This is a genomic window from Pseudomonas sp. MWU13-2105 (assembly GCF_023242315.1).
In the GTDB taxonomy this organism is placed as follows: Bacteria; Pseudomonadota; Gammaproteobacteria; order Pseudomonadales; family Pseudomonadaceae; genus Aquipseudomonas.
Window position 1 is genome coordinate 37,806 of record NZ_JALLIY010000008.1, and the last position, 26,239, is coordinate 64,044.

Sequence of the window (26,239 nt, forward strand, 5' to 3'; positions counted from 1 at the left end):
TGGCCGAGGTCGGGAGGCGATTGACGAATTTGAACCGGGGCTGTTGATGACAGCCCCGTGTTGTTTCTGATTTCACAGACGAGAATGACTCATGGCCCTCGACATTCACGCCCACCGCATCCTGATCCTCGACTTCGGTTCCCAGTACACCCAGCTGATTGCCCGCCGCGTGCGTGAAATCGGCGTGTACTGCGAACTGCATCCGTTCGACATGGACGATGAAGCGATTCGCGAATTCGCTCCCAAAGGCGTCATCCTCGCCGGCGGTCCCGAGTCCGTGCACGAAGCCGACAGCCCGCGCTGCCCGCAAGCCGTGTTTGACCTGGGGGTTCCAGTCTTCGGTATCTGCTACGGCATGCAGACCATGGCCGAGCAGTTGGGTGGCAAGGTCGAAGGTTCCGAGTTGCGTGAGTTCGGTTACGCCCGTGTCGATGTGGTCGGCAAGAGCCGCCTGCTGGATGGCATCGAAGACCACGTCGACGCCGACGGCCTGTTCGGCCTCGACGTCTGGATGAGCCACGGTGACAAGGTCACCCGGATGCCGGCCGACTTCCATGTCCTGGCCAGCACCCCGAGCTGCCCGATTGCCGGCATGTTCAACGACGACCTGCGTTACTACGGCGTGCAGTTCCACCCGGAAGTGACCCACACCAAGCAGGGCGGTCGGATCCTGTCGCGTTTCATCCTCGACATCTGCGGCTGCGAAGCACTGTGGACGCCGTCGAAGATCGCTGAAGACGCCATCGCCAACATCCGTGCCCAGGTCGGCACCGACAACGTCCTCCTGGGCCTGTCCGGCGGTGTGGACTCCTCGGTGGTTGCGGCACTGCTGCACAAGGCCATCGGCGACCAACTGACCTGCGTCTTCGTCGACAACGGTCTGCTGCGCTTGCACGAAGGCGAGCAAGTGATGGCCATGTTCGCCGAGAACATGGGCGTCAAGGTGATCCGCGCCAACGCCGAGGATCAGTTCCTGAACAACCTGGCTGGCGAGTCCGATCCAGAGAAGAAGCGCAAGATCATCGGCCGCACCTTTATCGACGTGTTCGATGCCGAGTCGTGCAAGCTGGACAACATCAAGTACCTGGCCCAGGGCACCATCTACCCGGACGTGATCGAGTCGGCTGGCGCGAAAAGCGGCAAGGCCCATGTGATCAAGTCCCACCACAACGTCGGTGGCCTGCCGGAAGAGATGAACCTCAAGCTGGTCGAGCCGCTGCGTGAGCTGTTCAAGGACGAGGTCCGTCGTCTTGGCCTGGAACTCGGCCTGCCGTACGACATGGTCTACCGTCACCCGTTCCCGGGCCCGGGCCTGGGTGTGCGGATCCTCGGTGAAGTGAAGAAGGAATACGCCGACCTGCTGCGGCGCGCCGACCATATCTTCATCGAAGAACTGCGCAAGGCCGACTGGTATCACAAGGTCAGCCAGGCGTTCGTGGTGTTCCAGCCGGTGAAATCGGTCGGTGTGGTCGGTGACGGCCGGCGTTACGCCTGGGTCGTGGCCCTGCGTGCGGTGGAAACCATCGACTTCATGACCGCCCGTTGGGCGCACCTGCCGTACGAGCTGCTGGAAACCGTCAGCGGCCGGATCATCAACGAGATCGAAGGCATCTCCCGCGTCACCTACGACGTGTCGAGCAAGCCGCCGGCGACGATCGAGTGGGAATGATTCCCGCGTGATGTAAGCCTCAAGCGTTGAAGCAAAGGCGGTCGATACCTCGGTATCGACCGCCTTTGTCGTTTCAGATCCTAGGAAAAGTTACCTCACCTACCCTCGAAATACCCCGAAAACACATTGATCTACCGAGGTTTTTTGTCTCCCTACACTCAATAAGCCAGCACCGGATCGAGGTGCTGATCGAGTCATTTTTCGTAAATAAACGGAATTGGTTGTCGATTGACAACCTTTGCGCATGGCGCAAGACTGGAGGCTATGGATGGCTAGAACAAGACACCCGATCAAGGAGATCGAGAGCGTACTGCGTCATGCAGAGGAATTTAATTTGGCTGGCGAATCAAAGTCGGTGGTTCGCATGCCTGGGGCAGGATGTACTGCCCGCTTAACTGTGGGCTGTGCCGTTGCCAGGATCACTGTATCACCAGCATATGGAGTACGCCGCGAGACCTGATCAGTCATGCCCGCAATTTGCAGCGGGTGGTTGATGATTGTGTCATCAACCACGCTAACGGCGATCCCCTGATCGCTTCTCCCAAGGAGTAGAACCATGGAGTATGAATTCACCCTGAGGTACCAGCTATCGGAGCAGAACAACGATCCGGATGTATTGATTGAGCGCTTGTTCGAGTGCGGTTGCGATGATTCGCTGATCGGCTGCGGAATCCCTGGAAGGCTGGCGCTGAAGTTCTCCCGGGATGCCGACAGCGCCGCCCAGGCATTGCTCAGTGCCTTGCAGGACGTCAAGCGCGCCATCCCCGATGCTCGCCTTATCGAAGTTGTACCTGATCTGGTCGGCCTTTCGGATATCGCCGAGATCGTCGGTGTTTCGCGGCAGAACATGCGCAAGCTCATGCTGGGGCACGGTGCGTCATTCCCGTTGGCGGTCCACGAAGGCAGCGCTTCCGTCTGGCACCTGGCGGAAGTCCTGGGCTGGCTCGAAGGCCGCGGCTATGACCTTGAGCCCCGAATGATTGAAACCGCGCAGGCTGCCCAGGATATCAATCTCACGAAAGCCACCAGCAAGCTCGGCGTGGTCAATCCCGAGTGGCTGGCGCTGGTGCTGTGAGTCGGCTGGTGCCAGCGGCTCAGCGCCTTGCCACATCCGAAAAGTAGAACTTGTCCAGGGTGTGCCGCGACTCGGTGTATTCGAATTGCCGACCATCCTGCAGGAACGTCTGGTTCTTCACCACGATCACATGGCTGGCCCCGTCCAGATCCAGGTGCAGCAGGTCGTCGCGGCTGCAGCGGGCCGCCTCGATGGTGCGCTGGGCAAAGCTGATGCTCAGTTGCAGGGTTTTCTCGATATAGGCATAGATCGACTGTTCGGCGATCTCCCGGGTCAGGCCGGGGATCCGGTCGGCGACGAAATAGTTGATGTCGAGGATGATCCGCTTGCCGTCGATGCGCCGCACCCGCTTGATGCGAATCACCGGGCTGCCCGGCTCGGCATCCAGGCGCTCCTGGAGCGAGCCCTCAAGGGGGATCTCGCTGAACTCCACCACTTCGGTGCCGATATTGCTGCCAAGGCTGGAGTGGGCTTCCTGGAAGCTGACGATGCCGCCCAATTGAAACTCGATCGGGCTGCGGGACAGCACGAAGGTGCCCTTGCCATGGATCTTCTGCGCGAAACCGCGCTCCTGCAATTGCTCGATGGCCTTGCGCACGGTGCCGCGGCTGGCCTGGTAGCTGTCCATCAGCTCGGTTTCCGACGGCAACCGGGCGCCTTTTTCCAATTGCTCTGTGGTAATGCTGGCAAGCAGATCACTGTAGATCTGGTTGTATTTGCTCATGCTGGTCGCTCTGGATCGAAAGTACTCGCCAACAGGGTAGCCGACGCGATGTCTGGGATCCTGAACCTTAAGGGCAGGTCGAAATTTTGTCCATTTGTCGGATCTTTTACCGATAACCCTCAAACTCGTCTGTACGAGTTGTTGCTTTAACTCGTACAGACGAGTATTTTTCATTCCTGTGTGCTGCCAACACCCTCCAATAACAAGAAACAGTGGAAGAAAAGCATGAGCCACGACTATCCGAATATCGCCCGCGAGCTGCTGCAAGGCCTCGGTGGCGCTGAAAACCTCGAGCAGGCCGCTCACTGTGTCACCCGTCTGCGCCTGGCCCTCAAGGACCCGAGCCTGGTCGACAAGGCCGCGCTGGCCAATATCGACCTGGTGAAAGGCACTTTCTTTACCGGCGGTTTGTTCCAGATCGTCATCGGTCCGGGGGAGGTTGAGCGTGTCTACGCCGCCCTGCGCGAAATCACCGGGCTGGCCGCCTCGACCATCGCCGACGTCAAGCAGAAGAGCGCCGACAAGATCAACGCGGTACAGCGTCTGGTGCGGGTGTTCTCCGATGTGTTCATGCCGATCCTGCCGGCGCTGATCATTGCCGGCCTGCTGATGGGGGTGAACAACCTCATGGGCGCCAAGGGCATGTTCATCGACGGCAAGACCTTGCTCGAGGCCTATCCGTCGCTGGACGGCGTGTGGAGCCTGATCAACCTGATGGCCAACACTTCCTTCGTGTTCCTTCCGGCCCTGGTGGGCTGGTCGGCGGCCAAGCGTTTTGGCGGCAGTGAAATCCTCGGCATCGTGCTCGGCCTGATGCTGGTGCACCCCGACCTGCTCAATGCCTGGAACTACGGCAAGGCGGTCGCCGGCCTGGACGGCCAGAGCCTGCCGTACTTCGATATCTTCGGCTGGTTCCGGATTGAGAAGGTCGGCTACCAGGGGCAGATCCTGCCGATCCTGATGGCCGCCTATGTCATGAGCGTCATCGAGAAATGGCTGCGGGCGCGGGTGCCGAATGCCATCCAGTTGCTGGTGGTGCCTATTACCACCATCGTTGTCACTGGCGTGCTGGCCCTGGCGGTCATCGGTCCGGTGACCCGTCACCTGGGTATCCTGATCACCGAAGGTGTGGTCATGCTGTTCAACGTGGCGCCGGCGCTGGGCGGCGCGATCTTCGGCCTGCTCTATGCGCCCTTGGTGATCACCGGCATGCACCACATGTTCCTCGCGGTGGACCTGCAACTGATCGCTACCCAGGGCGGCACCTTTATCTGGCCGATGATCGTCATGTCCAACCTGGCCCAGGGCAGCGCGGCACTGGCGGTGTTCTACATGAGCCGCAATGCGCGGGACCGCAGCATGGCGTCGACCTCGGCGATTTCCGCCTACTTCGGCATCACTGAGCCTGCGATGTTCGGCGTCAACCTGCGTTACAAGTTTCCGTTCTATGCCGCGCTGATCGGTTCGGCGCTGGGCAGCATCTTCCTCTCGCTGAACAAGATCCAGGCCTCGGCCATCGGCGTCGGCGGCTTGCCGGGCTTCATCTCGATCATTCCGCAATACATCCCGATGTTCATCGTCGGCATGGTCATCGCCATGGTCGTGCCGTTCGTGCTGACCTGCGGGTTGAGCCTGAAAATCGTCCGGCCCGGCTACCGCGTCGCCTGATCCGGCAGCGTCAGCGCGAGGGTGCTCGCGCTGGCGCCGCAAAACACAACACGGCTACCACTGGCACTACCAAGGAATCCCCATGCAAGACTGGCAGCGTTCGGTGATCTACCAGATCTATCCGAAAAGTTTCTACAGCCACTCAGGCCAGGCCACCGGCGATCTGCTGGGGGTGGTCGACAAGCTCGACTACCTCAAGTGGCTGGGCGTCGATTGCCTGTGGATCACGCCGTTCCTGCGTTCGCCGCAGCGTGACAACGGCTACGACATCAGCGACTACTACGCCATCGACCCGAGCTACGGGACCATGGCCGACTGCGACCTGCTGATCGCCGAAGCCGGCAAGCGTGGCATAACGCTGATGCTCGATATCGTGGTCAACCACACCTCCATCGAGCACGAATGGTTCCGCCAGGCCCGCAGCAGCCTCGACAACCCGTACCGGGACTTCTACATCTGGCGCGACCAGCCGAACAACTGGGAGTCGAAGTTCGGCGGCAATGCCTGGGAGTACGAAGCCCAGACCGGACAGTATTACCTGCACCTGTTCGACCACACCCAGGCCGACCTGAACTGGGACAATCCCCAGGTGCGCCAGGAAGTGTTCAAGATGATGCGCTTCTGGCGCGACAAGGGCGTCGGCGGTTTCCGCCTGGACGTGATCAACCTGATCTCCAAGCCCGCCGACTTCCCCGAGGATGCCAGCGACGGCCGTCGCTTCTACACCGACGGTCCGAACGTGCATGACTACCTGCAGGAAATGCATCGCGAAGTCTTCGAAGGCCATGACCTGATCAACGTCGGCGAAATGTCCTCCACCAGCCTTGCGCACTGCATCCGCTATTCGCATCCGCAGTCCCGCGAGCTGTCGATGACCTTCAATTTCCATCACCTGAAGGTCGATTATCCGAACATGGAAAAATGGGTTCGCGCCGATTTCGATTTCCTCGAACTCAAGCGCATCCTCTCCGACTGGCAGACCGGCATGCAGGCCGGTGGTGGCTGGAATGCGCTGTTCTGGTGTAACCACGACCAGCCGCGGGTGGTCTCGCGCTTCGGTCATGACGGTGAATACCGGGACGTGTCGGCGAAGATGCTCGCCACCGCGTTGCATTTCCTCCAGGGCACGCCGTACATCTATCAAGGCGAAGAGCTGGGCATGACCAATCCGGGTTTCGAGTCCATCGAGCAGTACCGCGATGTCGAGACCCTCAACATCTACCGGCTCAAGCGCGAGGCCGGCGAGTCCGAAGCCCGGAGCATGGCGGCGATCATGCAGAAATCCCGCGACAACAGTCGCACGCCGATGCAATGGAATGCACAGCCGAATGCCGGTTTCAGCACTGCCCAACCCTGGATCGATGTGCCGCCGAATGCGGCCTGGATCAACGTCGACAAGCAGTTCGACGATGCCGGCTCGGTGCTGCATCACTACCGCGCCCTGGTCGGTTTACGGCGCAGCGAAGCGCTGATGGTGGACGGCGTCTACCGCCAGTTGTTGCCCGATCATCCACGGGTCTGGGCCTATGTGCGGGAAGGGCAGGGCGAGCGACTGTTGGTGGTGAACAACTTCTATGCCGAGCCTTGCGAAGTGGCGTTGCCCGAAGGCGTTTTCATCGACGGCCAGAGCCAGCGTCTGGTGATCGGCAACTACATCGACGATATGCCGCGTAGCCGATATCTGTCGCTGAAACCTTACGAATCTTTTGTATTGCACCTGTCAGAAAAGTAAGACGTTTCATTCATTAAATGCCGTTCGCATCAAATCGTGCGCGGGAGAGCCGCGCCCGATAATCAACAAGCACTACACAATAAAAATAATGGGGGAGCCAATGAAAACAACAATAAATCGCGGTCTTGTGGTGTCTTGCGTATGCCTGGGGTTGCCCTTCTCGGCCCAGGCCCTGGAGTTCGCCGGTTACTTGCGTAGCGGCCTGGGCGGTTCGACCGGCGGCGGCTCGCAAAGCTGTTTCCATTTGCCTGGTGCGCAATCCAAGTATCGCCTGGGTAACGAGTGTGAACAGTACGGGGAACTTGAGTTGCGCCAGGACGTGCTGAAACTCGATGACGGGTCGGTGGTCAGCGTCGACGGGATGGCGTCGCTGTACAACAAGTACGATCACAATCCCAGTTTCGACGGTGACAACGGCACGGTGCGGATGCCGCAGATGTTCGCCAAGTGGTCGAACCTGCCCTCGCTCAATGGCGGCTCGGTGTGGGCCGGGCGGCGTTACTACAAGCGTAACGACATCCATATCTCCGACTTCTACTACTGGAACCAGAGCGCCACGGGCGGTGGTATCGAGAATGTGAAGATCGGCGACCTGAAATACAGCTATGCCTTCTCGCGCAAGGACAACCTGTACCAGAAGGACTATATCAATCGTCACGACTTCAACGTCGCCGGCTTCAAGAGCAATACCGATGGCGAAGTGGAGCTCGGTGCCAGTTACCTCGATGCACCGAATCGCCGCGACACCCATCAGGGTTGGGCCATCACCGCGCAGCATGTGCAGAAGAACTTCCTCGGCGGCAAGAACAAGTTCGCCCTGCAATACGGCGAGGGACCGGGTACCGGGCTGGGCTACACCGGCGATCCGACCCTGGACACCAGCAACAAGAGCTACCGCGCGGTCGAGTTTTTCGACTGGCAGATCACCCGACAATTCGGCGGGCAGATCGAGGCCGTGTACCAGAAGGATATTCGTCCCGACGGCCAGGGCCAGAACTGGATCTCCCTGGGGGTACGTCCGACCTACGCCATTACCGAGCAGTTCAAGTTGGTGACCGAACTGGGCCATGACCAGATCGAGGCGCCGGGCGGCACCCGCAAACTCAGCAAGTTTACCTTCGCCCCTACCTGGTCACCCAGAGGTCCGGATTTCTGGACTCGGCCCGAGATACGCCTCTACTACACCTATGCCAGTTGGAACGCGGCGGCCCAGCGTGCGGCCAATCAGTTCGATGCGGGGTCGGCGTTGTCCGATACCGGTAGTTTCGGCAGCGCGCTGCATGGCTCCAATTTCGGTGTGCAGGTCGAGTATTGGTGGGAATAAGTCCTATGCTGGCGTGGCCTTCGCCGCGCCGGCGCTTCAAAGAACAATGATAAAGGTGATGTCATGACCGCAACCCCTTCCCTGGAACTGCTCGCGCCCCTGTCCGGGGTGCTGATCGAACTGGATCAGGTGCCTGATCCGGTGTTCTCCAGTCGCATGATCGGCGACGGCCTGTGCATCGACCCGACGTCTTCGGTGCTCTGCGCACCGTTGGCCGGGGTGGTGAGCAATGTCCAGGCCAGCGGCCATGCCATCAGCATTACCGATGACCAGGGTGTGCAGGTGCTGATGCATATCGGCCTGGACACCGTGCAGCTTCAGGGCAAGGGCTTCACCGCCCTGGTCCGCGAAGGTGAGCGGGTGACGGCCGGACAGGCGTTGATCGAGTTCGATGTCGACTACATCGCCTTGCACGCCCGCAGCCTGCTGACCCTGGTGTTGGTGGTCAGTGGCGAGACATTTGCCCGGCTGGCACCGGCCAGTGGTTTGATTGAAAGCGGCGCTCCACTGTTGCGGATCAAGCACAACGGCGCATCGGCGGGCCCGGTGGTGGAAGAGGAAGGCGAGGCGTTGTTCTCAAGCCCCGTGACCTTGCCCAACGCCAACGGCCTGCACGCCCGCCCGGCGGCGGTGCTGGCCCAGGCGGCCAAGGGTTTTGCCGCGAGCATCGTGGTGCATCGGCGCCAGGACAGCGCGAATGCCAAGTCCCTGGTGGCGATCATGGCCTTGCAGACGGTGCGTGGCGATGTGTTGCAGGTCAGTGCGGTGGGCGAGGATGCCCAGGCCGCCATCGACGCGCTGGCGGCCTTGCTGGCCGAGGGGTGTGGTGAGTCGGTCGAGCCTGCGGCGGTGATCGATATTCCCGTGGTGGTCGAGGCGTCTTCGCCGACCCTGTTGCGCGGCGTTTGTGCTTCGCCGGGTTCGGCGTTCGGTCGGGTGGTGCAGGTGGCCGAACAGCGGCTGGAAGTTCCGGAATTCGGTTCCGACGAGCCCCATGAGCGCGCATCGCTCGAACGGGCTCTGGACGAAGCGACCCAGGCCTTGCGGCGGCTGCGGGACAACACCGAGGGCAGCGCCCAGGCGCAGATTTTCCGCGCGCATCAGGAATTGCTGGAAGACCCGAGCCTGCTGGAGCAGGCCCGGGTTCTGCTCGCCCAGGGTAAAAGCGCGGCGTTCGCCTGGCGCCAGGTCACCGAGGACACCTGCGCGCTGTTCGAACGCCTGGGCAGCAGCTTGCTGGCGGAGCGCGCGCTGGATTTGAAGGACGTCGGCCAGCGCGTGCTGCGGCTGATTCTCGGGGTCGAGGAGCGGGTCACCGAGATGCCGGACGACGCGATCCTGATTGCCGAGCAACTGACCCCGTCGCAAACGGCCGCACTCGATACCCGTCGGGTCCTCGGCTTCGTCACCGTCGGTGGTGGGGCGACCAGCCATGTGGCGATCCTGGCCCGGGCATTCGGTTTGCCGGCACTCTGCGGTTTGCCCGCCGAGGTCCTGAAGGTGCCCGCCGGTACCCAGGTGTTGCTCGATGCCGACCTCGGGCGCCTGCACCTGATGCCGGAAGAGGCGGATGTGCAACGCCTGCTGGTCAAGCGCCAGGAGCAACGCCAGCGTCACCAGCGCGAGACGGAGCAGGCATCCGAGGCGGCGCGCACCCGTGACGGTCATCATTTCGAGGTCACCGCCAACGTCGCCTCTTTGCAAGAGGTGGAGCAGTCCCTGACCCTGGGCGGCGAAGGGGTCGGCCTGCTGCGTTCCGAGTTTCTCTATCTGGAGCGCCAGAGCGCGCCGAGTGTCGAGGAGCAGGCGGCGACCTATTCGGCCATTGCCCGCGCGCTGGGGCTACAGCGCAACCTGGTGGTCCGCACCCTCGACGTCGGTGGCGACAAGCCCCTGGCCTACGTGCCGATGGAGACTGAAGCCAACCCCTTCCTCGGCATGCGCGGGATTCGCCTGTGCCTGCAACGCCCGGAGCTGTTGCGCCAGCAATTGCGCGGGATTCTCGCCTGTGCCGGGCTGACTCAACTGCACATCATGCTGCCGATGATCACCCAACTGTCCGAGTTGCGGCAGGCACGGCAGTTTCTCGAGGATGAAGCCCTGGCGCTGGGGCTCAAGGCCCTGCCGAAACTGGGGATCATGATCGAAGTGCCGGCGGCGGCCTTGATGGCCGACCTGTTCGCCCCCGAGGTGGACTTCTTTTCCATCGGCACCAATGACCTGACCCAGTACACCCTGGCCATGGACCGCGACCACCCGCAACTGGCGAGCCAGGCCGACAGCCTGCACCCGGCGGTATTGCGCTTGATCGCCACCACCGTGAAAGCCGCCCATGCCCATGGCAAGCCGGTCAGCGTGTGTGGCGCGCTGGCCTCCGAGGCGCTGGCGGTGCCGGTGCTGCTGGGCCTGGGCGTGGACGAACTGTCGGTCAGCGTGCCGCTGATTCCGGCGATCAAGGCCGCGGTGCGCGAGGTCGAGTTGACCGAGTGCCAGCTGCTGGCGCAACGGATTCTTGGCTTGGAAAACGCCGGGCAGGTGCGTGAAGCCTTGCTCGCTCATCAACACACCACGGCGCTGCAGCCGCGGGTCCTGGAGAACTGAACATGTTCGAGAAATTTCAGCGGGCGTTCTGGAAAGCCCTGACACCGGACCTGGTGGCGGATCAACCGAGTGCGCCGGTTGCCACCGCAGAGGCGGCCTTGCCCGCGGAGATCGTCGCGGCCCTGGGCGGCGCGGGCAATCTCAAGTCTCACCAGCGCGTGGCACTGACGCGCCTGCGCGTGGCATTGAATGACAGCACCCGGGTCGATCAGTCGGCGCTGCGGGCGGCGGGTGTCGCCGGGGTGATGATCCTGGCCGGTGGCGTGACCCATTTGTTGCTGGGTCTGGACTGATTTCCTTAGCGTTTCGCAACTGCGGGTGTATCGTATTCGCCTTTTGCGCGTCCTGGTGCGCGGCTGAATAGGTGAGGTGGTTGCGTTCATGTCCTTTACCCGTCGACAGATACTCGGTGGACTGGCCGGTCTTGCAGTGGTCGGCGTTGGCGCCGGCGGTGCATCGCGTTACTGGTTGGGGAAAATGGCCGACGCCGATGCCGGCCATGACTATGAGCTGATCGCCGCGCCCCTTGACGTCGAGCTGGTGGCCGGACATCAAACCCCGGCCTGGGCCTTCGGCCCGTCGGCGCCGGGCACCGAGTTGCGGGTGCGCCAGGGCGAGTGGTTGCGGGTACGCTTTATCAATCAGTTGCCGGTGGCTACCACTATTCATTGGCACGGTATCCGCCTGCCGCTGGAAATGGACGGCGTGCCCTACGTGTCGCAACTACCGGTGTTGCCCGGCGAGTATTTCGACTACAGGTTCCGCGTCCCGGATGCTGGCAGCTATTGGTATCACCCTCACGTCAACAGCAGCGAGGAACTGGGTCGTGGCCTGGTCGGTCCGTTGATCGTCGAAGAACGCGAGCCCACCGGTTTCCAGCACGAACGCACCTTGAGCCTGAAAAGCTGGCACGTCGATGATGAGGGGGCCTTCGTGCCGTTCAGCATTCCCCGTGAAGCCGCTCGTGGCGGGACGGCGGGGCGCCTGTCGACCGTCAATGGCGTGCCGCAGGCGGTGGTCGAGTTGCCGGCCGGGCAGATTACCCGGGTGCGTCTGCTCAACCTCGACAACACCCTGACCTATCGCCTCAATATCCCCGGTGTCGAAGCGCGGATCTATGCACTGGATGGCAATCCGGTCGAGCCGCGGCCGCTGGGCAAGGAATACTGGCTGGGGCCGGGGATGCGCATCTGCCTGGCGATCAAGGCGCCACCGGCCGGTGAGGAATTGTCCCTGCGCAACGGCCCCGTGCGCCTGGCGACCTTGCGCTCCGTGGCCGCCAGCGACACGCCGGGGGACTGGCCGAAGGCCTTGCCGGCCAACCCGGTGGCCGAGCCGGACCTGGCCAATGCGCAAAAGCTCAACTTCAATTTCGAATGGGTTGGCTCGGTTTCCGTGAACGTCGATAATGGCCGCCCGCCGAGCCTCTGGCAGATCAACGGCAAGGCCTGGGACATCACCGACAAGACCTGCGCCGACCGGCCCATCGCCAAGCTGGTGAAGGGCAAGAGCTATATTTTTGAATTGAAAAACATGACCCAGTATCAACATCCGATCCACTTGCACGGCATGAGCTTCAAGGTCATCGCCTCGAACCGCAAGGCGATCATGCCGTACTTCACCGACACCTACCTGCTGGGCAAGAATGAGCGGGCACGGGTGGCGCTGGTCGCGGATAACCCGGGGGTGTGGATGTTCCATTGCCATGTGATCGACCATATGGAAACCGGCCTGATGGCCGCCATCGAGGTGGCTTGATGCGTCAGATACGCCCCGCGCCGATCATCGACCGCAGTCGCGACCAGGACTTCATGCGTGAAGCCCTGGCGCTGGCCGCCCAGGGCGCGTTGCTGGGCGAGGTGCCGGTGGGCGCGGTGCTGGTGCGGGACGGCGAGATCATCGGGCGTGGCTTCAATTGCCCGATCAGTGGCAGCGATCCGAGCGCTCATGCCGAGATGGTCGCCATCCGTGCCGCCGCCCAGGCGCTCGACAACTATCGGCTGCCGGGCAGCACGTTGTATGTGACCCTGGAGCCGTGCAGCATGTGCGCCGGGTTGATCGTGCATTCGCGGATTGCACGGGTGGTCTATGGCGCGCTGGAGCCCAAGGCCGGGATAGTGCAGAGCCAGGGGCAGTTCTTTACCCAGGACTTTCTCAATCACCGGGTGTTGTTCGAAGGTGGGGTGCTGGCCGAGGAGTGCGGGGCGATTCTCAGCGAGTTCTTCAAGGCCCGCAGAAGCAAGTCCTGAGTCGGGCCTGCCTTACTTGCGGGCGACCATCACCGCCCGCATCGGCGCCGGCAGCCCTTCGATGGTCTTGCTGTGATCCTCCGGATCGAGGAAGTCACTCAACGATTGGTACTTCATCCATTCGGTCCCGCGCTGTTCCCGCACCGTGGTCACGCTCACATCGACACAGCGCACATCGCTGAATCCGGCGCGGCGCAACCAGCGCTCCAGCGCCGGCACCGACGGCAGGAACCAGACATTGCGCATCTGCGCGTAGCGGTCCTCCGGCATCAGCACCTGATGTTCGTCACCTTCCACCACCAGGGTTTCCAGCACCAGTTCGCCACCCTTGACCAGGCAGTCCTTGAGCGCCAGCAAATGCTCGATGGGCGAGCGCCGATGGTAGAACACACCCATGGAAAACACCGTGTCGAAACCTTCCAGCTCGGCCGGCAGGTCCTCGAAGGGGAACGGCAGGTGCCAGGCCGACGGCGCTGACAAATAACGCTGCACCGCCTGGAACTGACAGAAGAACAGCCAATTCGGATCGACGCCGATCACCGTGTCCGCGCCGGCCCCGAGCATGCGCCACATGTAGTAGCCGTTGCCGCAACCGACATCGAGAATGCGCTTGCCCTTGAGGTCCAGGTGCGGGGCGACCCGCGACCATTTCCAGTCCGAGCGCCATTCGGTGTCGACATGCACGCCGAACAGATCGAACGGGCCCTTGCGCCACGGGCACAAGCCCATCAGCGCCGTGCGCATCTGCGCGCGGGTGGCGTCGTCGCAGTCAGTGTCCAGAGTCAGGCCATTGAGCAGATCGACTTGTGTCGGCTGGATCTTCGGTAGCGCATCGAGCGCACTCTGCCAACGTTCCAGGTCGCCATGACCCTTTTTCATGCGGGCATCGAGTTGTGCTTGCAGACCATTGGCCCATTCGGCCAGAGGGCTGCCCGCCAGGTGGCGGGCGAGGGGGGACAGATCAATCATGGCAGGGCAATCAACGAGGCAAAGTTAAGGCATTGGAACCAGGGCACGACTTTCGAGAAGCCCGCGGCCAGCAGGCGTTCGCGGTGTTCTTCGAGGCTGTCGGGTTTCATGACGTTTTCGATGGCGCTGCGCTTCTGGGCAATTTCCAGTTCGCTGTAGCCATTGGCGCGCTTGAAGGCGACGTGCAGATCGGTGAGCAGCGCGTGTTCTTCGAGGTCATTGAAGCGCAGCTTCTCCGAGAGGATCAGCGCGCCACCCGGCAGCAAGGCCTGGCGGATGCGTCCGAGCAAGGCCCGGCGCTGTTCCGGGGCGATGAATTGCAGGGTGAAGTTCAGCGCCACCACCGAGGCCGGCTGGAATTCCAGGGCGAGGATATCGCCCTCGATCACCTCCACCGGCAGCAGCTCCTGGAACATCGAGTCCTGGCCGTTGAGGTACTGGCGGCAGCGTTCGACCATGGCCGCGGAGTTATCCACCGCGATGACCTTGCAACCGTCGCTGCGCACGTGACGGCGCAAGGCCTGGGTCACCGCGCCGAGGGAACTGCCGAGGTCGTAGAGTACGCTGTGCGGCTGGGCGAACTGCGCCGCCAGCACGCCGAGGTTCTCGACAATGGTCGGGTAGCCGGGCACCGAGCGCTTGATCATGTCCGGGAAGACCCGCACCACGTCTTCGTTGAAGGCGAAGTCCGGCACCTGGGCCAGGGGCTGGGCGAAAAGGCGATCGGGTTCTTTGCTCACGGCGGTTCCGGCGGATGCTGAAAAGGCCGGCATTTTAGCCAAGTTGGCGCCGCGATGCGCGCCTTGTCGGATAAAACGCCAAGGCGGTCGTAATGCTATCCAGTTAAGGCCGAACACCCTCCATGTGCTCGTAGAGCTTGCTCGTGAAGGGGGCCTTGAGGCCGCCAAAAGCTTCGTGGGCAAGCTCCGCTCCCACACTGACGCTTCGCGTCCCAGAGCGCGCGTCGCCCTGCCTGTTGCAAAGTCGTCGCAACACACTTTTATAGGCCGGGTTCAGCGTGGCTTCTGGCTGAAAGCCGAGGCCGCGATGCCCCACTGTCCCAGCCAGTAGGCAACGATGATCAGGTAGGGCGCGGCGGCGAACTTGACCACGAAACGATCGATGCCGATCAGGCTGTCGGAGAAGGCGAAGGTCAGTGCGCCGACAGCCGCCAACAGCGCGGAGCGCTTGGGTACATCGGTGCCCAGGCGGGCCAGGGCGCGCCAGAGCATGGCGCTGATGGCCAGTGCATACACCGTGACCGGGATCAGCAGGTCACCCAGACCCTTGGACATCAGGATGCCGAGCAACCCGGCGCCGATCAGCAGCGCCAGCAACAACGGCAATGGCGCCAGCCGACGGCAGTCGCCCAGGTAGGCCTTGAGGTACGCCAGGTGCGCCACGAGGAAGGCGCCCAGGCCGAACACGAACAGGTCGCCCGGCCAGGCCAACAGCACATCCCCCAGCAGGGAAAAGATCAAACCCAGGCCGATCCAGCGGCGATACTCGGTCACCGGCGCATCGTGCAGCCAGCCGAGCAGGACCAGCACCGGCACCGGCTTGGTCAGCAGGCACAGCATCGGCAGCTCGATGCTCACGCCGTAGAGGAACGCGGCAGCCCCCATCAGGGCGAGGATCAGCCAGGGCATCTCAGTTCACCGTGATCGGGCAGTCGAAACTTTGTGCCGGCGTCGCTTCCGGTTCCCAGGGTTGCTGGTAGGTCAGGCGCAAGCGCCCGGTGCCGGCGGCGAAGGCCTGGAAGCGCCAGCTCGATTGTCCACCGCTGCCCACCAGGCCACTGTCGTCGGGGTTGTGGTAGACCTCAGGGCCGAGGCTTTTCAGCACGCCGCCGGCCGAGTCCTGGATGGCCCAGCGGTAGCCGGTGGTGGGGTTGCTGGGCAGGCTGAGAATCATGTTCTGCCCGGTCTTGAGTTGCATCGGGCAGTCACTTTGTTTTTCCAGCGTCACGTTCTGGCGCGGTTGCTGGGCACAGGCGGCGAGCAAGGCGAGGCTTAACGGCAGCAGCAGGCGAGTCGGGGTCATAGTGTCTCCAGTTATTACAGCGATGACCGAGCATAACCTGTGGAGCTGGCGTTGCACTAATGCCTGGAGTTTGATGCTCTATTAAGTCGAACGCATACCTTGTAGGAGCGGAGCTCGCCCGCGAAGGGGATCTCCAGGCCACCAAAAGCTTCGTGGGAAATCCCCGCTCCCATTGTTTAGAACAGAATCTTCGCCGCATCTGAAAAGCGCTTGGCGAAATGCACCGTGATACCCTCCTTCAAGTAATCCGGCAATTCCTCGAAATGCCCCCGGTTGGCTTCCGGCAGGATCAGTTCGAAGAGCTTCTGCCGCCGCGCCGCAATCACCTTTTCGCGCACCCCGCCAATCGGCAGCACATGCCCGGTCAAGGTCAGTTCGCCGGTCATGGCCACGCCTTTTTTCGGCGGCTGGTTGCGTGCCAGGGACAGCAGCGCACTGGCCATGGTCACCCCGGCGCTGGGGCCGTCTTTCGGCGTGGCGCCCTCCGGCACATGCAGATGCACGAAGGCTTTATCGAAAAACTCCGGATCGCCACCAAACTGCTTCAGGTGCGAGCTGATGTAGCTGTAGGCGATCTCCGCCGATTCCTTCATCACGTCACCCAACTGCCCGGTGAGCTTGAACCCCCGGTTGAGCGTATGGATGCGGGTCGCCTCGATCGGCAAGGTGGCGCCGCCCATGCTGGTCCAGGCCAGGCCGGTGATCACGCCGACGCCGGAGAGCACCTGCTCGTTGCGGAACACCGGCATGCCCAGCGAGGCCTCAAGGTCCTTGTTGCCGATCTTGATCGCCGTGTCCGGCGCATCCAGCAACTTGACCACCGCCTTGCGCACCAGTTTGCCCAGTTGTTTCTCCAACTGACGGACCCCGGCTTCCCGGGCGTAACCGTCGATCACCGCGCGCAAGGCACCGTCGCTGATGCTCAGGCGGTTTTTGTTGACGCCGGCCTTTTCCAATTGCTTCGGCCACAGGTGGCGCTTGGCGATGGCGAGTTTTTCCTCGGTGATATAGCCCGACAGGCGAATCACTTCCATCCGGTCCAGCAACGGTCCGGGGATCGAGTCCAGGGTGTTGGCGGTGCAGATGAACAGGACTTTCGACAGGTCCAGGCGCAGGTCCAGGTAGTGGTCGAGGAAATCCACGTTCTGTTCCGGGTCGAGGGTTTCCAGCAGCGCCGATGCCGGGTCGCCCTGGAAGCTCTGGCCCATCTTGTCGATCTCGTCGAGCATGATCACCGGGTTCATCACCTCGACCTCTTTCAAGGCCTGCACCAGCTTGCCCGGTTGGGCGCCGATGTAGGTGCGGCGATGGCCCTTGATCTCCGCCTCGTCGCGCATGCCGCCGACGCTGAAACGATAGAACGGCCGGCCGAGGGATTCGGCGATGGATTTGCCGACGCTGGTCTTGCCCACGCCCGGCGGCCCTACCAGCAGGACGATGGAACCGCTGATCTCGCCTTTGTAGGCACCCACCGCGAGGAATTCGAGGATCCGCGCCTTGATGTCATCCAGGCCGGCATGATGCTGGTCGAGCACCTTGCGCGCATGCTGGAGGTCGAGCTTGTCTTCGCCATACACGCCCCAGGGCAGGGCGGTGGCCCATTCCAGGTAGTTGCGGGTGACGGCGTACTCCGGCGAACCGGTCTCGAGGATCGACAGCTTGTTCATTTCCTCGCTGATGCGCTTCTGCGCCTGGGCCGGCAGGACCTTGCCCTGCAAGCGCTGCTCGAACTGTTCGATATCGGCGCTGCGGTCGTCCTTGGTCAGGCCAAGCTCCTGCTGGATGACCTTGAGTTGCTCCTTGAGGAAGAACTCGCGCTGGTGCTCGCCGATCTTGCGATTCACCTCGGCGGAAATTTCCTTTTGCAGCCGCGCGACTTCGACTTCCTTGCGCAGCATCGGCAGGACTTTTTCCATGCGCTTGAGTATCGGCACGCAGTCGAGCACTTCCTGCAACTCGTTGCCGGTGGCCGACGTGAGGGCGGCGGCGAAGTCGGTCAGCGGCGACGGGTCGTTGGGGCTGAAGCGGTTGAGATAGTTCTTCAGTTCTTCGCTGTACAGCGGATTGAGCGGCAACAGCTCCTTGATCGCATTGATCAGCGCCATGCCGTAGGCCTTGACCTCGTCGGTCGGATCGCTTGGCTGGTGCGGGTATTCGACTTCCACCAGGTACGGCGGGCGATGGTGCTTGAGCCAGGTACGAATGCGCACCCGGGTCAGGCCCTGGGCGACAAACTGCAATTTGCCGCCTTCGCGACTGGCATGGTGGACCTTCACCAGGGTGCCGTACTCGGGCAGGGCCTTGGTGTCGAAATGGCGGGTGTCTTCGTTGGGCGCGTCCATGAAGAACAGCGCCAGGGAGTGGTGGTCGGACTTGCTCACCAGTTCCAGGGTTTCGGCCCAGGGTTCTTCATTGACGATCACCGGCAGCACCTGGGCCGGGAAGAACGGGCGGTTGTGGATCGGGATGATATAGACCTTGTCCGGCAGGTTCTGTCCGGGCAGTGCCAGGCCGGTGCCGGAGGCGCTTGTGGCGTGGGCGTCGTCAACGGTGTGTTCGGTGTCGGCCTCTAGGGTCGGATGTTCAGGGAATTCCTGCTGCTCGCTCATGGGGCACCTGCACAATGGGATATGCCAGTTAGATGGGGCGAGCCGCTTGTTGTTTCAATGGTCAAGGGTACAGCTTTGCGAAAGTCGGCCGATATGGCTTGAATAGATGTTGTACAAAATAATTTTTATGTAGAGGTTTTCTCGGGCAAAGGGGCGTTCGTCGACTTTGCCAAAATAGTGGCAAATGGCCCTGTTTGCCGCGTGCTCTTCTGTGCAACCCCCGGTAATCTGCACTTGCGGAACCCTTTTATGCCAAGGTTGGCCCTCACGTTCACGAACCTATGAGTAGTTGCTGCATGGCCCGCCCAACTTCATTGACCGGATTGTTTCTACTTGTTGCATGCCTGCTGTCGAGCGGCCTGAGTGCTGCTGCCGGTTTCCAGGCCGAGATCGTCGATCAGGACGGCAAGCCCTTGCCGAACGCGGTCGTGACCTTGCACGGCGATTCGCCGCCGCCGGCCTACAGCCTCAAGGCCGACATGGACCAGCGCGACAAACAGTACGCGCCCCATGTGCTGGCGGTGCATACCGGCACCCAGATCAGGTTTCCCAACAGCGACAATATCCGTCATCAGGTCTACTCCTTCTCGTCGCCCAAGCGCTTAGAACTGCGTCTCTACGAAGGGACACCGTCGGACCCGGTACTGTTCGACAAGCCGGGTATCGTGGTGCTGGGTTGCAACATCCATGACTGGATGCTTGGCTATGTCTATGTGACCGACGACCCCTGGTTCGCGGTCAGTGATAAAAAGGGCCTGATCCGCTTCGACAAACTGCCTGCCGGCCACTACCGTGTAACACTCTGGCATCCTCAGGTGAGCGATAGGCTGCCGCGGCAGGAGGGTGAAATCGATGTGTCCGCCACGGACCTGAAGCAACGTTTCAGTCTGTCGATCCAACCCCTGTCGCCGGACGAACCCACGGCGCCGGCTCCGAGTGCTTTCGGCGATGCCTTCGATAAAGCTGTCAGTGAAACTGCGAAGTAGCTTTCAGGCGCGGGTCGCCTGCGTCCTGATCCTGCTGTTGCTGGTGGTGATCGGTGCGCTCTATTTCAGCGTCAAGGCGGCCACCAACAGTGCGATCCGCAGCCAGGCCAGCGAGCAATTGCAGCTCGGCACCCGGGTGTTCGAGCGGTTGCTGGATGTCCAGGGCCGGCGCCTGAGCGATGGCGTGCAACTGCTGGCGGCGGATTTCGGCTTTCGCGATGCGGTGGCCAGTGGTGATTCGGCGACCATCCGCTCAGTGCTGATCAACCATGGCAAGCGCATCAACGCCACGGATATGATCCTCTTGAGCATGGACGGCAAGGTCCTTGCCAGCACCCTGGCCGAGGTGGCCGAAGGTTCGCAGTTCCGCTATGACCAGGCCTTGCGCGAGGCCCGACGGTTCAAGCAAACGACCCTGATCGTGCCCTTGCAGGGCAAGCCGCACCTGCTGGTGGAAGCACCGGTGCTGGCGCCCTTGCCGATCGCCCGGGTGGTGATGGGCTTCTCCATGGACACCGTGTTTGCCCAGGAGCTGCGTTCGTTGAGCAACCTGGAAGTGTCGTTCCTGACCGTGGACCGGCAGCAGCCCGGGCAACTGGTAAGCACCCAACCGCCGGCGATGGCGCAAAGCATTGAGCGCCTGATGCTTGCCAATGCCACGAAACACCTGCAGGAACTGACCGAATACGAGCAACACAGCTTCCTGAGCAAGACGCTGATGCTGGCCGGCGGTAGCGGCGAGAACGACAATCAGGTCATCGCCCTGTTGCAAAGCCCGCTGGACGCGGCGATGCAGGCGTTCGCGCCGCTCGACCAGAATATCCTGCTCATCGCCCTGATCTCGCTCCTGGCATCCCTGGCCGGTGCCTTGTTGCTGGCGCGCAGTGTTTCGCAGCCGGTGCGGGCGCTGGCCCAGGCGGCGGAGCGGATTGGCCAGGGCGATTACCAGACACCGGTGACGCTCCAGCGCAGTGACGAACTGGGGCTGCTGGCCACGGCGTTCAACTCCATGCAAAGTGGTATCGCCGAGCGCGAGCAGCAACTGGCGCACAATGCCTTGCACGACGGGCTCACCGGCCTGCCAAACCGGGCGCTGGCGATGGAGCGCCTGGGCAGTGCGATCAGCGCCGGGCGTCCGGTGGCCCTGGTCTACCTGGAAATCGACAACCTGCGGGCGATCAGCGAGGCCGGTGGTCCGGATGCGGTCGACCTGATGCTGCAAGAGGTTGGCCAGTGTCTGCTCGGCGCCCTGCGTGCCGGCGATACCGTCGCGCACCTGATCGGCGGCGAGTTCCTGCTGTTGCTGCAGGGCGCCGCCAGCGACGGTGCGGTTGCCACGGCGGACAAGCTCCAGCAACTGTTGCTCAAACCCCAGCGGATTGCCGGGCATGACGTGGCCCTGGATTGCCGGATGGGGATTGCCGCCTTCCCGGGGGATGGCCTGGCCGCGGAGGAGCTGCTCAGCCGTGCCGCCATCGCCATGAAAGATGCCGAACATATCCCGGGCCACATCCAGATTTACGAGCAGGGACGCGACCTCGCGCACCGCCGTCAGGTCACCCTGATTCGCGACCTGCGCCATGCAGCGGCCAATGGCGAGCTGCTGCTGCATTACCAGCCCAAGCTGGATATCCGCCAGGGCCTTGTGCGTCAGGCCGAAGCCCTGCTGCGCTGGCAACACCCGCAGTTCGGCATGGTCTCTCCGGCGGAGTTCATCGTCCTGGCCGAGCGTACCGGCAGCATCCAGATCCTCACCCATTGGGTGATCGAGGAGGGCGTGCGGCAGTTATCGGAGTGGAACCAACGGGGCCTGCGCCTGCAGTTGTCGTTGAATATTTCGGCGGACGACCTGCTGGGGGCCGACCTGACCGACCGGGTCTCGGCGCTGCTCAAGCAATACCGGCTGCCGGCCGAGCAATTGATTTTCGAAATCACCGAAAGCGCCGTGATGCGCGAGCCCGAGAAGGCCTTGAAGGTCCTGCACCGGCTGCGCGAGTGCGGCATCAGCCTGTCAGTGGATGATTTCGGCACCGGTTACTCGTCGCTGGCGCACCTCAAGCGCCTGCCGGTGCAGGAACTGAAGATCGACCAGTCCTTTGTCCGCGACCTGGATGAAACCAGCGAGGATGCGGTGATCGTCCGCTCGACCATCGAGATGAGCCACAACCTGGGGCTGAAGGTAGTCGCCGAGGGCGTCGAATATGCACACAGTCTGCGCTTGCTGGAGCGCTGGCACTGCGACACCGCCCAGGGCTACCTGATCAGCCGCCCGTTGACCGCGGCGGCGTTCGAGGCCTGGGTCGCCTTACCTTTGGGTGCACCGTCCGTTATGGTTCATTGATGGTCATGAAACCTGGCTTTGCTCTTGTGCTGTGCGGCCTGGCCTGCCTGGGTGCGCAAGCGGTGCTGGCCGACAACGGCCGCTTGATCGCCACGGGTGGGGCCGGCAGCCTCGAAGGTCCGGCGGGCGGGGGGATTACCCCCTGGGCGGTGCTGACCGGCTATGGCGAACAGAACGAGTGGAGCGCCACCGCATTCGCCACCACGGTCAATGTCCCGGACTACCGGCTTGATGTGGCCGGGGTCGCGGCGTCCTACGACAACCGCGTGGAGGTGTCCCTGGCCCGCCAGCGCTTCGACCTGGGGTCGCTGGTCAGCAAGCTGAGCCTGCCGGAGGACCATCTGGGCCAGGATATCCTCGGCCTGAAGGTGCGCTTGTTCGGCGATCTGATCTACGACCAACTGCCCCAGGTATCCCTGGGCCTGGAGTACAAGCACCAGACCAACTTCGATATTCCGCAGCTGGTGGGCGCCAAGCGCGACCAGGACGTCGAAGGCTACCTGAGCGCCAGCCGCCTGTTCATGGGCGCGGCCTTCGGTTACAACCTGCTGGTCAACGGCGGCGTGCGCTACAGCCGGGCCAACGAACTGGGGTTGCTGGGCTTCGGCGGGGATCGGCGCGATACCCGCAGCCTGCTCAAGGAAGGTTCGGTGGCGGTGTTGTTCAACCCGCGCTGGGTCATGGGCGTGGAGTATCGGCAGAAGCCGGACAACCTGTCGTTTTCCGCTGAGAGCGATTGGGCTGACCTGTTTGTCGGCTACTTCCCCAACAAGCATGTGTCCTTTGTCCTGGCTTACGCCCGGCTGGGGGAAATCGCGACCCTGGATAACCAGAACGGCACTTATCTGTCCGTGCAGGGGAGTTTCTGATGCGCGGTCTGAAACTGCTGATGGTCATCGTCCTGCTGGCCGGCTGTGCCCAACAACCACCCAGGGATGACCGCCTCTATCGTGATCTCGGTGAGCGTGCGGGGATTACCCGGATCGTCGAGGGCATGCTGCTGAACATTGCCCATGATCCACGAATCGTCGAGCGTTTCCGCAAGATCGATATCCAGCGTTTGCGCGACAAGTTGGTCGAGCAGTTCTGCGTGCAGGCGGGTGGGCCATGTGTGTACAGCGGCGATAGCATTGCCGAGAGCCACAAAGGCAAGAACATCAGCCGCAGCGATTTCAATGCGCTGGTGGAAGACCTGATCGCCGCGATGGATGCCCAGGGCATTCCGGTGCCGGTGCAGAATCGCTTGATCGCACGGCTGGCGCCGATGCGCGGCGAGGTGATTCAACATTAGGTTGAATTGCCGTGGTTTGGTGTTGTTTCTGTGGGCGCGGTTAACGGCTACTGGCCTCTTCGCGGGCAAGCTCCGCTCCCACACTGGATTTGTGTGCTGCACAACGTCCAGGTTCGACGCAAATACTGTGGGAGCGGAGCTTGTCGGATCGCCGCGCCGCCGCGAAGGCGTCCGCCCAGGCGCGGTAAAACTCATGGGTATGCTATCCCGCGCTGATTCAACGCCGAATCCAGCAATGCCTTCGCCAACTCGATCAGGTACATCACACCCCATCGTCTATAGCGTTTTTGTTCAAAATACGGGACACCGCCATTTGTCAGGACTGTCATTTCTGACAGTAGAGCCTTGTACCGCGCCCTTCTGGATTCATACTCAACAGGTACCGTGTTTTATCGACGGCTCAACCTATTGGGGGCTTTGGAATCGCAGAGGTTGCGATAATCGGGAGCCAAGGTCATGAGCGATGCGAGGGTGGTGACGCAAGACCGGCGTGGGATCGCCCTGAAGGGCGCGGCACTTCTGGGCTGGATGACATTGGGTATCCAGTTCTACCAGAACTGCCAGGCCGCGGGGAGCCTGTTGGGTGGCCTGGATGTCTTCTTCAGTTATTTCACGGTGCTGAGCAATATCCTGGAGGCACTGGTGCTGAGCTGCGCGGTGACATCAGGGGATTCGGCGGCGCGGCGTTTCTTTCTCCTGCCCTCGGTTCAGGGCGGCGCGGTGGTCAGCGTTGTGCTGGTCGCGGTGGTGTACAACCTGTTGTTGCGTGTTCCATGGAGCGCCCAGGAATTCCAGTGGGTACCCGATGAGTTGATGCACGACGTGATGCCCGTGCTGTTTTTGTTCTACTGGTGGTTCTATGTGACCAAGGGGCTTTTGCAGTGGCGGTATGTGCGGCCCTGGGTGATTTATCTGCTGGTCTACTTCCTTTGCATCCTGGTGCGCGGACGTCTGATCGATGCCTACCCTTATTCCTTCATCGAAGTGGACACGCTCGGTTATCCCCAGGTGCTTATCAATGCCGGGGCGGTGCTGCTGGGATTCGTGCTGGTGTCACTGGCACTGATTGCCGTGGATCGCTGGCGCGCCCGGCGCTGACCGGCTGCCGTTGGTCAGGACTGTCATTTCTGACAGTAGAGTCTTGTCCCACGTTCTTCTAGGGTTCTGCTCAACAGACACCCTGTTCATGAGTACCCAATCGATTGGGGCTTTGCCGTCGCAGGTGCCGCGTAGCCAGGAGCCAGGTCATGAGCGACGAGATGGTGTTGACGCAAAGCGGGGGTGGGATTGCCGTGAAACTCGCGGCAGTGCTGGGATGGTTTGCCTTGATCCTCCAGCTTTATCTGATCCTGACATCGCGCTGGCAGGCCGGGAAAAGCTTGCTGGGTGGGGTGGATATCTTTTTCAGCTATTTCACGGTGCTGACCAATACCCTCGTGGCGCTGGTGCTGACCTGTGCGGCGACGTCGGGGGATTCGGCGTTGCGGCGTTTCTTTCTCAAACCTTCGGTCCAGGGCGGTGTAGCCGCCGCCATTGTGCTGGTCGGGCTGGCGTACAGCCTGCTGCTGCGCAATACCTGGAACCCCCAGGGCCTGCAGTGGGTGGCCGATGAATTGCTGCACGACGTGATGCCGGTGCTGTTTGTGATCTATTGGTGGTTCTGCGTGCCCAAGGGCACCCTGCACTGGAGCAATGTGTGGCCATGGCTGCTCTATCCGCTGGTCTATTTCATCTACGCCCTGGTGCGTGGCTACTTTGTCGGCTCCTATCCCTACCCCTTTATCGAAGTGGACCAGTTGGGTTATCCACAGGTGTTTATCAATGCACTGATGGTACTGGTGGCCTTTGTGGTCATATCACTGGTGCTGATTGCGCTGGATCGGTGGCGCGGCAAGCGCTGAGCGAATGGTCATGTGGTGCATGCGCACAATTGTCAGAGTGGTCTTACACTCATTCCAGACATTGGACGCTTTGTTGTGGCCCACAGCTCTTCCCCCGGGCCCAAGGCTCGGCTAAGGTGCGCGGCTTCTTCCATTTCCTGACCTGAAGGCCTGGCATGACGGCATCGAACAACAACCCTTTGCATGGCGTGACCCTGGAGCAGATCCTCAATGCCCTGGTGGCCCATTACGAATGGGAAGGGTTGGCGCAACGCATCGATATCCGTTGCTTCAAGAGTGACCCGAGCATCAAGTCGAGCCTGACCTTCCTGCGCAAGACACCATGGGCGCGGGAGAAGGTCGAGGCCCTCTATATCAAGCTGGCGCGTACCAAGCGCGAGCTGTGAGCGCGGGACGCGCAGCGGTGCACGGTACGGCGGCGAGTTCGGGCGGCTGGCGTCGGTCCCTGTTGCTGGGGGCGGCGTCGCTAGGCTGGGGCGGGCTGGCGATCCAGCTTTATCTGTTGCTGATTTTTCGCTGGCAGGTGGAGGCCAGCCTGATCGGCGGGTTGGTGACCTTCTTCAGTTTTTTCACCGTGCTGACCAATACCCTGGCGGCGACAGTGCTGACCTGCGCGGTGACCTCGCGGGACTCGGCGGGCAGGCGCTGGTTGCTCAAACCGGCGGTGCAGACCGGCGTGACGGCGAGCATCGTGGTGGTCGGGTTGGCCTACAACCTGCTACTGCGCCATCTGTGGCATCCCCAAGGGTTTCAATGGTTGGCCGATGAATTACTGCATGACGCGATGCCGCTGCTGTTCGTGGTCTATTGGTGGTGTTGCGTGAAGAAGGGCACCTTGCGGCTGTGGGATGGGTTGCCCTGGGCGATCTACCCCGTGGTCTATTTCGCCTATGTGCTGTTGCGCGGACATTTGATCGGGGTGTACCCGTATCCCTTTTTCGATGTGGACAAGCTGGGTTATCCACAGGTGTTTATCAATGCCGGGCAGATTTTGCTGGGGTTTATGTTGGTGTCGGGGCTGTTGATTGCGCTGGATCGTTGGCGGGGCGGCAGGTAG

The 26,239-nt window shown here is 61.9% G+C and carries 23 protein-coding genes and 1 pseudogene; 18 read left to right on the top strand and 6 right to left on the bottom strand.

The genetic code is table 11. The features are described 5' to 3' along the window. The first annotated feature begins 91 nt into the window (after nucleotides 1-91). The 3 genes and pseudogenes from guaA (at nucleotide 92) to M5B96_RS13165 (ending at nucleotide 2,744) form a co-directional block, all read left to right on the top strand. Nucleotides 92-1,669 carry a glutamine-hydrolyzing GMP synthase gene (gene guaA / locus M5B96_RS13155; protein ID WP_248797115.1) on the top strand — a complete coding sequence of 526 codons (1,578 nt, stop codon included), beginning with the start codon at nucleotides 92-94 and terminating at the stop codon, nucleotides 1,667-1,669. A 268-nt stretch (nucleotides 1,670-1,937) separates the two neighbouring features. Beyond that, nucleotides 1,938-2,221: pseudogene (locus M5B96_RS13160) on the top strand (hypothetical protein). A gap of 4 nt (nucleotides 2,222-2,225) precedes the next feature. Further along, on the top strand, nucleotides 2,226-2,744 hold the full coding sequence (locus tag M5B96_RS13165) for a helix-turn-helix transcriptional regulator (protein ID WP_248797116.1): 519 nt from the start codon (nucleotides 2,226-2,228) through the stop codon (nucleotides 2,742-2,744). A gap of 19 nt (nucleotides 2,745-2,763) precedes the next feature. Here M5B96_RS13165 and treR read toward each other — a convergent pair whose 3' ends face one another. Continuing rightward, entirely contained in the window at nucleotides 2,764-3,468 is a 705-nt protein-coding gene (gene treR, locus M5B96_RS13170) for a trehalose operon repressor (protein WP_248797117.1), read from the bottom strand. 225 nt (nucleotides 3,469-3,693) lie between these two features. On the opposite strand from treR, the gene treP reads away from it, so the two are divergent. The 7 genes from treP to tadA all read left to right on the top strand — a co-directional run bounded on the left by treP (nucleotide 3,694) and on the right by tadA (nucleotide 13,042). Further along, nucleotides 3,694-5,136 carry a PTS system trehalose-specific EIIBC component gene (gene treP / locus M5B96_RS13175; RefSeq protein WP_248797118.1) on the top strand — a complete coding sequence of 481 codons (1,443 nt, stop codon included), beginning with the start codon at nucleotides 3,694-3,696 and terminating at the stop codon, nucleotides 5,134-5,136. Nucleotides 5,137-5,218: 82 nt separating this feature from the next. Then, nucleotides 5,219-6,868, top strand: coding sequence for an alpha,alpha-phosphotrehalase (gene treC, locus M5B96_RS13180; RefSeq protein WP_248797119.1), 1,650 nt, complete (start codon nucleotides 5,219-5,221; stop codon nucleotides 6,866-6,868). A gap of 100 nt (nucleotides 6,869-6,968) precedes the next feature. Beyond that, nucleotides 6,969-8,192 (top strand): maltoporin, encoded by a 1,224-nt coding sequence (locus M5B96_RS13185; RefSeq protein WP_248797120.1) that lies wholly within the window; start codon nucleotides 6,969-6,971, stop codon nucleotides 8,190-8,192. 63 nt (nucleotides 8,193-8,255) lie between these two features. Then, nucleotides 8,256-10,793, top strand: coding sequence for a phosphoenolpyruvate--protein phosphotransferase (gene ptsP / locus M5B96_RS13190; RefSeq protein WP_248797121.1), 2,538 nt, complete (start codon nucleotides 8,256-8,258; stop codon nucleotides 10,791-10,793). Between the two features lie 2 nt (nucleotides 10,794-10,795). Next, a complete protein-coding gene (locus M5B96_RS13195; protein WP_248797122.1) occupies nucleotides 10,796-11,086 on the top strand; it encodes a PTS transporter subunit EIIB in 291 nt (96 codons plus the stop codon). Between the two features lie 88 nt (nucleotides 11,087-11,174). Continuing rightward, complete coding sequence (locus M5B96_RS13200; RefSeq protein WP_248797123.1) at nucleotides 11,175-12,551, top strand: multicopper oxidase family protein; 1,377 nt, start codon at nucleotides 11,175-11,177, stop codon at nucleotides 12,549-12,551. Beyond that, nucleotides 12,551-13,042, top strand: a complete 492-nt coding sequence (gene tadA / locus M5B96_RS13205) for a tRNA adenosine(34) deaminase TadA (protein WP_248797124.1) — start codon at nucleotides 12,551-12,553, stop codon at nucleotides 13,040-13,042. The genes M5B96_RS13200 and tadA overlap by 1 nt, the downstream gene beginning before the upstream one ends. Before the next feature lie 12 nt (nucleotides 13,043-13,054). Here the strand turns inward: tadA and cmoB are convergent, their stop codons facing one another. The 5 genes from cmoB to lon all read right to left on the bottom strand — a co-directional run bounded on the left by cmoB (nucleotide 13,055) and on the right by lon (nucleotide 18,663). Continuing rightward, on the bottom strand, nucleotides 13,055-14,011 hold the full coding sequence (gene cmoB, locus M5B96_RS13210; protein ID WP_248797125.1) for a tRNA 5-methoxyuridine(34)/uridine 5-oxyacetic acid(34) synthase CmoB: 957 nt from the start codon (nucleotides 14,009-14,011) through the stop codon (nucleotides 13,055-13,057). After that, nucleotides 14,008-14,784 carry a carboxy-S-adenosyl-L-methionine synthase CmoA gene (gene cmoA / locus M5B96_RS13215; RefSeq protein WP_248797316.1) on the bottom strand — a complete coding sequence of 259 codons (777 nt, stop codon included), beginning with the start codon at nucleotides 14,782-14,784 and terminating at the stop codon, nucleotides 14,008-14,010. Before cmoA ends, cmoB begins: the two co-directional genes overlap by 4 nt. A 240-nt stretch (nucleotides 14,785-15,024) precedes the next feature. Further along, entirely contained in the window at nucleotides 15,025-15,660 is a 636-nt protein-coding gene (locus tag M5B96_RS13220) for a lysoplasmalogenase (RefSeq protein WP_248797126.1), read from the bottom strand. 1 nt (nucleotide 15,661) lies between these two features. Continuing rightward, complete coding sequence (locus M5B96_RS13225; RefSeq protein ID WP_248797127.1) at nucleotides 15,662-16,054, bottom strand: protease inhibitor I42 family protein; 393 nt, start codon at nucleotides 16,052-16,054, stop codon at nucleotides 15,662-15,664. Between the two features lie 176 nt (nucleotides 16,055-16,230). After that, a complete protein-coding gene (gene lon, locus M5B96_RS13230; protein ID WP_248797128.1) occupies nucleotides 16,231-18,663 on the bottom strand; it encodes an endopeptidase La in 2,433 nt (810 codons plus the stop codon). Between the two features lie 296 nt (nucleotides 18,664-18,959). Between lon and M5B96_RS13235 the strand changes: the two genes are divergently transcribed. The 8 genes from M5B96_RS13235 to M5B96_RS13270 all read left to right on the top strand — a co-directional run bounded on the left by M5B96_RS13235 (nucleotide 18,960) and on the right by M5B96_RS13270 (nucleotide 26,239). Beyond that, nucleotides 18,960-19,649 carry a methylamine utilization protein gene (locus tag M5B96_RS13235; RefSeq protein WP_412548604.1) on the top strand — a complete coding sequence of 230 codons (690 nt, stop codon included), beginning with the start codon at nucleotides 18,960-18,962 and terminating at the stop codon, nucleotides 19,647-19,649. Beyond that, nucleotides 19,633-21,990: a putative bifunctional diguanylate cyclase/phosphodiesterase gene (locus M5B96_RS13240; protein ID WP_248797129.1), complete on the top strand. Its 2,358-nt coding sequence runs from the start codon at nucleotides 19,633-19,635 to the stop codon at nucleotides 21,988-21,990. Before M5B96_RS13235 ends, M5B96_RS13240 begins: the two co-directional genes overlap by 17 nt. Before the next feature lie 5 nt (nucleotides 21,991-21,995). Continuing rightward, the gene (locus M5B96_RS13245; protein ID WP_248797318.1) at nucleotides 21,996-22,859 is read left to right on the top strand and encodes a DUF3034 family protein; all 864 of its coding nucleotides are present in this window, start codon (nucleotides 21,996-21,998) and stop codon (nucleotides 22,857-22,859) included. Then, entirely contained in the window at nucleotides 22,859-23,281 is a 423-nt protein-coding gene (locus tag M5B96_RS13250; RefSeq protein WP_248797130.1) for a group I truncated hemoglobin, read from the top strand. The genes M5B96_RS13245 and M5B96_RS13250 overlap by 1 nt, the downstream gene beginning before the upstream one ends. A 456-nt stretch (nucleotides 23,282-23,737) precedes the next feature. After that, entirely contained in the window at nucleotides 23,738-24,379 is a 642-nt protein-coding gene (locus tag M5B96_RS13255) for a Pr6Pr family membrane protein (protein WP_248797131.1), read from the top strand. Between the two features lie 149 nt (nucleotides 24,380-24,528). Beyond that, a complete protein-coding gene (locus M5B96_RS13260; RefSeq protein WP_248797132.1) occupies nucleotides 24,529-25,182 on the top strand; it encodes a Pr6Pr family membrane protein in 654 nt (217 codons plus the stop codon). Nucleotides 25,183-25,337: 155 nt separating this feature from the next. Then, the gene (locus M5B96_RS13265) at nucleotides 25,338-25,568 is read left to right on the top strand and encodes a VF530 family DNA-binding protein (RefSeq protein ID WP_040070571.1); all 231 of its coding nucleotides are present in this window, start codon (nucleotides 25,338-25,340) and stop codon (nucleotides 25,566-25,568) included. Between the two features lie 17 nt (nucleotides 25,569-25,585). Beyond that, a complete protein-coding gene (locus tag M5B96_RS13270; RefSeq protein WP_248797319.1) occupies nucleotides 25,586-26,239 on the top strand; it encodes a Pr6Pr family membrane protein in 654 nt (217 codons plus the stop codon).